At 75.2% G+C, this 395-nt stretch carries 1 pseudogene; it reads left to right on the forward strand.

The features are described 5' to 3' along the window. A pseudogene (locus LPA54_RS41320) lies at positions 1 to 395 on the forward strand (hypothetical protein); the annotation flags it as partial.

The raw sequence follows: 395 nt of genomic DNA on the forward strand, positions 1-395 counted from the left end.
GGAGGAGACCGGGCGCGGCGGCCCCAGCGAGAACGTCGTCGCGGGCATCACCGCGGTCACCCAGCACAGCCTGGCGATCGGGCAGAGCCACGTCCAGGCCAGCGAGGTGCTGCGCAGCCTCGCCCAGATGGAGAGCGGCGTGGCGGTGGCCGACGGCCGGACCGCGGCCGACGGACCCGCGGGCTTCGTCCCGGCGAACGGGAACGGGAACGGCCACGCGTACGCGCTCGCCAACGGCAACGGGTACCCGGCCGGCGCGAACGGCAACGGGTACGCCCTGGCGAACGGGAACGGGAACGGCCACGCGTACGCGCTCGCCAACGGAAACGGGTACCCGGCCGGCGCGAACGGCAACGGGTACGCCCTGGCGGGCGGGAACGGGCATGCCGCGTACG

Origin of the sequence: Streptomyces sp. DH12, assembly GCF_020873895.1 — a bacterium.
Lineage (GTDB): Bacteria > Actinomycetota > Actinomycetes > Streptomycetales > Streptomycetaceae > Streptomyces.